Raw genomic sequence first — 8444 nt, 5'->3', positions numbered from 1 at the left:
ATACTATTATTCTGTAGTTCTGTTCATGCTGCTGAGGTTGATAATCCAGCTCAACTTAAGAGAATGAATGTAATACAAGCTGGGGAAATACAGACACTAAACAAGAAAAAACAGGCTCTTGAGCAAGAACTGAATGAGAAAAAGGCAGAGCTAGAAGATTCCAAAAATAATAATAACGATAAGAATAGTAACGATAATAATAGCTCGAGTAATTCAAATTCTTCATCAAGTACTGGGCAAAGAGCTGCTCCTAGTAATAATCCTACCCCAGAACAATATATTGGTAGTAATAAGCGTATTACTCAAGAGGATACAAACTCTCAAAGGGATTCTAAAAAACATGTAAATGAAGATGAAAATCTTAATATTACTACAAAAGATCAAAATACTAAAACTAATCAATCACCAAGTCAGGTAACTGGGAATTCTAGTCAACAAGCAATAATTTTAGATGATAATAAGCAACCAGACAGCCAAATTGTTCAAAGGGAAGAAGTGAATTTAGAACGGCAAGCACCTTCAGAAAATATTGTGAAATTGCATGAGGATATCAAAGCAGCTGAAGAAAAATTAGCAAAGTTACTAAGCAACATAAATGATTTGGATGATAAATACACGAAGAAAACACTAGAACTTGAGAAACTAGAAAAATTAGAATCCCAATTATCTAAGCAACCTGAGATAAAAACTAATTCATTTAGTCAGCAGGCTCAACAAAATAGAGGTGGTTCACAAGATGATTCAAAGGTAAAAAAGGAATTGCTTGCTAATAATTCACAACAACAGATGGCAGGTTTTGTTCAAAAAGAACCAGAATTAAAGAATGCACAGGCTGAGATAACAAAGAATCAAAAAGAATTAGACGCTGCTAAACTACTTACCAAAACTGAACAAGATAATTTGCAAAAAGCTCATGATGAAAATCATGCTAAGCTGGTTGCAGCGGAGCGAGAGAAAGCTGAAGCGGTTAAAAAAGAACAACAACGGAAAGCAGATTTGGCTGCAAAAGACGCAGATTTACATAAGGCTAATGATATAATACGGCAACAGAAAGAAGACTTGGATATACAAGCATCAGCTTTGAATAAAGCGGTTCAAGATAAGGATCAGGCAAAGAAGAGTTTAGCGGCGGCTAATGAAACAGTACGGCAACAGACAGCAGCTTTGGCTACAAAAGACGCAGATTTACAGAAGGCTAATGATATAGCACGGCAACAGAAAACAGCTTTGACTGAAGAGAAAAATGCGGCGGTTAAAGCTGCAGCAGATAAGGTAACAACTGTGACTAAAGAGAAAGATGAAGCGGTTAAAAAGATGGAAGATTTTGCAGCAGTTTTGGCTGACCAACGAGCAGCTTTGGCTAACCAACGAGTAGCTTTGGATACAAGAGCAACAGAGTTGGCTACAGCGGAGCAAGATGTAAGAGATAAGACAACAGCTTTGGCTAACCAACGAGTAGCTTTGGATGCAAAAACAACAGAGTTGGCTACAGCGGAGCAAGATGCAAGAGATAAGACAACAGATTTGGCTAACCAACGAGTAGCTTTGGATGCAAAAACAACAGAGTTGGCTACAGCGGAGCAAGATGTAAGAGATAAGACAACAGATTTGGCTAACCAACGAGTAGCTTTGGATACAAGAGCAACAGAGTTGGCTACAGCGGAGCAAGATGTAAGAGATAAGACAACAGCTTTGGCTAACCAACGAGTAGCTTTGGATGCAAAAACAACAGAGTTGGCTACAGCGGAGCAAGTTGTACAACAACAGGCAGCAGCTTTGACTGCAGCGGTTCAAGAAAAGGAGCAGGCGGAGAAGAACTTAGCAGCGGCTAATGAGACAACACGGCAACAGAAAGAAGAGTTGGCTAAACAAGCAGCAGCTTTGGCTAAAGCGGAGCAAGATAAAGATGCAGCGGTTAAGGCTGCAGCAGATGCACAGACTGCGATGGTAGAGAAAGATAAGGAATTAGAAGCTACTAAACAACTTGCACAAACTGAGCAAGATAATTTGCAAAAAGTTCAGGATGAAACCCATGCTAAGCTGGTTGCAGCGGAGCAAGAGAAAGCTGAAGCGGTTAAAAAAGAACAGCAACAAGCAGCAGATTTGGCTGACCAACGAGCAGACTTGGCTGCAAAAGACGCTGCTTTACAGGCGGCTAATGATAAAGCTGAACAACAGAAAGAAGAGTTGGATCAACAAGCAGCAGAGTTGGCTGCAGCGGTTCAAGAAAAGGAGCAGGCGGAGAAGAACTTAGCAGCGGCTAATGAGACAGTACGGCAACAGAAAGAAGACTTGGATCAACAAGCAGCAGATTATAAGAAATATGACGAAAATGCAGAGGCTTTTATAAAAGAAGAGGAAGAGATAGATAATCAAATGGCAGCTATTTATAAGAAATATAACGAAAATGCAGAGGCTTTTATAAAAGAAGAGGAAGAGATAGATAAGCAAATGGGAAATATTGCTAATCAGTATGCTGAAGATGTAAAAATCTTAAAAGCAGAAGAGGAAGCAATTGGAAGAGAGGTGCAAGGTATTCTTAGTAAGCGTGAACATGATATGCAAAAATTCAAAGAAGAAGAGACGAAGAGAGCTGAGCAGATGAAAAAGCTTGATGATCAGTGTGCAGTGGCAACTGGACAAGCCCAAGAAGCGTTAAAGAATCAAATAACTAAACAGAAAGAAGAAAATGACAGTCAGCGTAAAAAGATTTAGAGAACTTCGAAAAAAATGAGGAAAAAAGAGAACAAGCGATACAAGTACTTAAGGAGAAGCAAATGGCTGGTTTGCGAGCCTTTGAAAGAGGTGACAAAAAAAGAGAGCAAGCGATACAAGGTCTTCAGAGGAAGTACGATAATGCTCAGAAATTCTTTGCGATAAAAGAGGAAGAAAGAGCTACAGAGCTAAAAACACTTCGGGATAAAGATGAAAATGCTAAGCGAAGCTTTGAAAGAATTGAGAAAACAAGAAAAGAAGGGATAACCAATGCTGATGAGGAATATGAGAGGGCTAAGCAAGCCTTTGCAAGAGGTGAGAAAAAGAGAGAGAAAGAGATGACAGCACTTCTGGATAAGCATGCGAGTGCTCGGACAATCTTCAAAACAAAAGATGGAGAAAGAATGGAAGAGATACAAAATTGTATAGAGGAAAAGGCGAACCTTCATGGAGTATACGATAAATATGAGAAGGACACGATTAAAGAGGTACAGGAATATAGGGTTCAGCGTGATGCTGCTTGTCAAACCTTTACAAAAGAAGCGGAAAAACTAACTGAGAATATACAGAAACTTGAGGCGAAGTACAGGAGTAGTCATAACAAAGAAACATTAGATACACAAATACAAGAAGCTAAGAAAAAATTTATACTTGCTCGGAAAATTTTTGAAAAAGAGGATGATGAAAAAAATAAGCAGATACAAGATATACTGAATGCACGTACATATGCTGGTAAGTTACTCACAAAAAATGTGGGAAAAATAGATGAAAAGTTACAAGATTTTAACGAGAAGCAGGAGAATGCTCAGAGATTTTTTGCGACAAAAGAGGGAGAAAGAGCCAAAGAGCTAAAAACACTTCAGGATAAGCATGCCGTTGAGCAAAGAAGTTTAGTAACGGCTGAGAAAAAAGAGCGGCTACACTAACAAAGCTTGATGATGGCTATGATAAGGCTGAGCAAGCCTTCCTCAGAAGTAAGAAAAAAAGGGCTAAAGAAATAAAAAATCTTGAGGAAGAGCATGAGAAGGTTCGGGGAGTTTCTATAAGAAATAATAAGAAAAGAGCTGATGAGCTAAAAAATCTTCAGGATGAGCATGCACGGCTTCGTCAAGAATTTGAAAAAAAAGAGGACGAAATAAAGAAAGAGATGCAAGCACTTAAATATATGACTGGGGATGCTCTTGCTTTGCAAGCTTTTGGAAAAACAAAAGTGCCACTAAATAAGAGTACAAAACCCATTATGGGGAAGAGTGTGAATGTTCCGGGAGTCCAAAGACAGCCCGTTAATCAACAAAACTCATCAGGAGTAAAAACAGCAAAGCAAGATTTAACTAAAACGCAAAATGAAATGAAAAAGATACAGGGAAGCAGTACACCATTGAATAGTAATAATAACAGTAGTGTAACTTCTAGAAGCAATCGTTCAATTAGTATATATAGTGTAGGTAGTGTAGGTGATTTGACATCATCGCCAACTAATCAAGTTGTTGAAACTAACATATCAGGAGAACAACAGAACAAGACTCAACTTGTAACTACAACTCCTGTTCAGATAATTAGTCGAGAAACAGTAGTAGGAGCTACCCCTAAAGTTATTAAGGAAGAAGAGGGCTTAATCACCAAAACCAAGTCCACTATTCCAGTAAAAAAATCGGTTGTACCGACAAAAACAATAACACCATATAAGAAAGCATCGTAAAAACAGGTTTATGATAAAAAAATTGTTGGAACATAGCAGTATTTTTGTGGTGATCAATATTGTGGTGGTGCTGCTTGGGATATACGCATATTTGCAGCTGAAAATTCAACTTTTACCCAATATCCCTGCTTCAAATATTTATATTTCGATCATCAACCCGAACGTCAGACCGGATTTGATAGAGAAATACATTACTAAACCTTTTGAAGAGGTTTTTTCACATGTTGATGGTCTTGAGTCGATTCTTGCTGTTAGTCAGCTAGGAGAAAGTAAAATAACGTTAAGTATTGCCAAAAAAGTTCCGATAGAACAAGCAATTAACCAAGTTAGAGATTTGATACTAAAAAACAAGGCTCTCTTGCCAGAGGGAGCTAAAGACCCGATAATCTCGACTGAAAGCTTTTCTGCTTTACCAATGATGTATATTGCTGTGGGGTCTAATAATAATTTGTTAGTTACCGCTGAGGATATTGAAACAATCAAGAAAAAGCTTAAATATGTTGATGGTGTAGCCAATTCATCTGGTTTTGGTGTGACAGAAAAAGTGGTTAATATCGATATTGATCCGGAAAAAATTGCAAAATATTATATTCCTTTAGATAGTGTCCTTGCTTCGTTAACACTACAAAATACTGATTTTTCTGGTGGTAAATTATCAAATCAATATAAAACAGAATATATATCTTTTGATACGACAATCAATAAGTTGAGTGATTTTGGCGATATCAATTTGGAAAGTAATAATGTTGCTATAAAATTAAAAAATATTGCTAGCATTACGCTATCAGATAAAGAGGCACTTAGTTTTGCCTATTTTGGTACGAATAAAATTGTTTTATTAGGTATTTTTGCTAAGTCAGATGCCAATCCAGTTGATGTATCAAAAAATGTAAAACATTTCCTAGAATATTACGAAAAAGCTAATCCACACTTTACCTTTCAGGTTGTTATTGATGATAGCCAAGATATTTTACAAGCTTTTCAAGAAGTGAAAAAAACTTTGATTGAATCGGTATTGTTGGTGTCAGTAATTGTTTTACTGCTAATGGGATCAGTGCGATATTCAATTATTGCAATCTGTGCAATTCCAGTCTCAATGGCTGCTTGTTTGGTTATGCTATATTTGTGTGGTTTTACACTCAACTCGATAACGATGTTGGCAATGGTCTTGGCTATAGGGTTGGTGGTTGACGACTCTATCGTAGTGATTGAGAATGCTGAACATTACTATCAGAAAAATAAAAATGCTTTAACTAGTATATTGCAAGCAATTTATGGTCTCTTTTTATCTGTTTTAATATTGATGCTTACGCTAGTAGTAATATATATCCCTATTTTGTTTATTAAAGGAGAGGTAGGAAAAATTTTACAGGAATTTTCTCTATCAATCATTGCTTGTTTAGTGATGTCCTTTATCGTGGCGTTTACTTTAACACCTATATTGTTCTTAAAACTAGCAAATAATACGCATGAAAGCAAATTTGCTCAAATTGTTAATAAGACGCTGGATATGATTACGGACAAATATAAAAGTTCTTTATTTTTTATTATACGCTATGCCAGAGTATTTTTATTCTTAGTAACTATAGTTGTAGCAGCTGGTACATATGTTGCATCAAACTCTATGAAAATAGAAATTGAGCCATTTGAAAAAAAAGATATGATTATACTTACCAACATCTTTATGCCTAATACCAATTTAAGTTACATCCATCGTTATATGGAGAAAATTACTAAAATAGTCAATAGTAGTGATAATATTAAATATACCCTAAATATTGAAGAATCGCCACGTTCAACAATTTGGATAATATTAAAAGATAAAACTAAAGCGGTGCAAACCTTGCATGAAATTGAAGCTAAACTCGCAAGAATAGCAGTAGGTGGAGATGTTTCAGTGAAGTTTGCCCAGGGGAAAAATACTGGTTCAGCAAAGGGTAACGTTGAGTTGAGCTTTTATGTCAATAACCATTCATCTATGGAGAATGCTTGGCAGGATGTTCATTTTATACAGGCTAATTCACAGAATTTATTTACTAGTGTTATAGCTATTGCCACTTCACTTGTGCAAGATTATAAAATTTGGTGTAATCAAGATAAATTATTCAAATATGGCTTAAGTCAGAAAGATATATCAAATACTTTAGATATTCTGTTTAATGCTAGAAAGATAGGAAACTTTAAGCATTATGATAATACTTATGATGTTGTTGCTAAATCAGACCCTAAATTTGGTAAAATGCTAAGTAATATACAAAATATGTTTATTACAACACAGAAAAATGGAGAAAACCTTATTCAGCTTAAGGATATATGCGATATTGATAGGGTAAATACAGTTAATCAAATTATGCGTTATAATGAGCAGTATTCCATTGAAGTAATTGCCACTGCTAAACATGGCGTTAAATTGCAAGATGCAGTGCATTCTATTGATCAGTTAAATAGTAAATTGCCAAGTGATAGTGATATTAGCTATAGTGAACAAACGAAAATGCTTATTGATTCAACATCATCATTTACATTACTAATTTTAGTATCTGTATTTGGACTCTACTTATTAATGTTTGCACGCTTTAACGATTTAATGCTATCATTTATTATTCTAATTGGAGGAATTCCAGCTGCTTTAAGTATAGCTTTATTGAGTTTATATTTTACTCAAGGGGGGTTAAATATCTATACTCAAATATCACTTATCACATTAGCGGGATTAATGACTAAGCATAGTGTATTGTTATGTAGTGCAATGCATCAAGGGAAAGGAGGGATAAAATCAATAGTAACAGGAGCCACATCAAGAATCAGGGCAATTTTAATTACTTCTCTGGCTATGAGTATTGGCTTGCTGTCACTTTTCTTTGATAGTGGGAATTATGCCAATAGTCGCTTCCAAATGGCTATGGTTCTAGTAACAGGCGTTGCTGTTGGATCGATATTAACACTTTATGTAACCCCTTTACTTTATATTAGTTTTTATCGTATTCGTTACCAACCACAGCTGTCGAAAGTTAGAAGGTAGAGCGGGTTTTAGGTAAGCATCTGGTGAGAGTGGTTTATCAATTGGCATAAGTTTGTAGTAATATTATTTGAGAATAAAATAATTATAGAAATACAAACAATTTAATGCTATAGTCACACGACTTGGAGAGGTGGCCGAGAGGCTGAAGGCGACGGTTTGCTAAACCGTTATACGGGTAACCGTATCGAGGGTTCGAATCCCTCTCTCTCCGCCATTACTTATCAGCCTTTCAGGATTTTATTACTCTTTTTAAGAATTTCATATGTGTACCATATGTGCTAATATTGAAATTTGACCTACAAAAAAATCTATTTTTTACCCTGTTACAAGGGGGAAAATATGACGGAATCATTAACTTTTTCCAATGCTTTAGTTGAAAATTCTGATATTATCTTTTATAATTTTGTTGGTAATTTCATCCCGCCTGAATGGCGAAACCTTACCAATAATTGTGATAAACGATTAAGTACAACCTCTCGTCAACTCCTGTCGTTGATAGTTTCTCGCCTACAGATTTATCAAAAAGATAAACTATCAGAAGAATTACAAGAAGGTTATCACTTTTTCGAAAAAGAGCTAGGAGTTTGTCAAAGGCGAGTTAGACAATGTCTAAGAGAATTAAAAATAAGTGGGTTCATTGATTTTACTTTAATTACTACGATCAAATATAACATAAAATGCCGCAATATTTTATGTATCAAACTCCTTAAGAAATTTATAAGTTTTCGTAAAGCTAATGATAATTCTTATCGCTCTGATTGTATAAATATTCAATCTAGCCATAAAAAAATTTCAACTCAGCAGGAAGAAAAATTTAACCCAAATGGCAAAAAATTTCCCCCACACAATATAATAGATAATAATATATCTATATCTTTATCTAGGGCGTGTCGTCACGAGATTTGAGTCCACATTAGTAAAGCCCTTAAACAAAGACCCGCCATGTATGATTTTGTATTTTTAGCATATCTTGTTGCTATACCACGCCATTCTTTAAATTTTTGAAAT

At 35.6% G+C, this 8444-nt stretch carries 5 protein-coding genes and 1 tRNA gene; all 6 read left to right on the top strand.

What is annotated here, in order from left to right; genetic code table 11:
- Positions 1-2715: coiled-coil domain-containing protein (locus RiCNE_RS07545; RefSeq protein WP_157905687.1), on the top strand; the 2715-nt coding region annotated here is incomplete at its 5' end.
- Between the two features lie 62 nt (positions 2716-2777).
- Positions 2778-3641 carry a hypothetical protein gene (locus RiCNE_RS04955; RefSeq protein WP_094649495.1) on the top strand — a complete coding sequence of 288 codons (864 nt, stop codon included), beginning with the start codon at positions 2778-2780 and terminating at the stop codon, positions 3639-3641.
- A gap of 221 nt (positions 3642-3862) precedes the next feature.
- The gene (locus tag RiCNE_RS04950; protein ID WP_094649494.1) at positions 3863-4414 is read left to right on the top strand and encodes a hypothetical protein; all 552 of its coding nucleotides are present in this window, start codon (positions 3863-3865) and stop codon (positions 4412-4414) included.
- A gap of 10 nt (positions 4415-4424) precedes the next feature.
- A complete protein-coding gene (locus RiCNE_RS04945; protein WP_094649493.1) occupies positions 4425-7436 on the top strand; it encodes an efflux RND transporter permease subunit in 3012 nt (1003 codons plus the stop codon).
- A 124-nt stretch (positions 7437-7560) separates the two neighbouring features.
- Positions 7561-7650: transfer RNA gene (locus RiCNE_RS04940), tRNA-Ser, on the top strand.
- Between the two features lie 125 nt (positions 7651-7775).
- Positions 7776-8342: a hypothetical protein gene (locus RiCNE_RS04935; protein WP_192866937.1), complete on the top strand. Its 567-nt coding sequence runs from the start codon at positions 7776-7778 to the stop codon at positions 8340-8342.
- Positions 8343-8444: the final 102 nt, after the last annotated feature.

Origin of the sequence: Rickettsia endosymbiont of Culicoides newsteadi, from assembly GCF_002259525.1 — a bacterium.
In the GTDB taxonomy this organism is placed as follows: Bacteria; Pseudomonadota; Alphaproteobacteria; order Rickettsiales; family Rickettsiaceae; genus Tisiphia.
The sequence above is the reverse complement of the archived record's forward strand: the minus strand, read 5'-3'. Positions and strand labels throughout refer to the sequence as shown.

What these genes read in the sequence shown, in the direction of transcription:
- RiCNE_RS04950 (WP_094649494.1), top strand. Translation starts at nt 3,863, where the DNA reads ATGCAAGCACTTAAATATATGACTGGGGATGCTCTTGCTTTGCAAGCT.
- RiCNE_RS04955 (WP_094649495.1), top strand. Translation starts at nt 2,778, where the DNA reads ATGGCTGGTTTGCGAGCCTTTGAAAGAGGTGACAAAAAAAGAGAGCAA.
- RiCNE_RS04945 (WP_094649493.1), top strand. Translation starts at nt 4,425, where the DNA reads ATGATAAAAAAATTGTTGGAACATAGCAGTATTTTTGTGGTGATCAAT.
- RiCNE_RS04935 (WP_192866937.1), top strand. Translation starts at nt 7,776, where the DNA reads ATGACGGAATCATTAACTTTTTCCAATGCTTTAGTTGAAAATTCTGAT.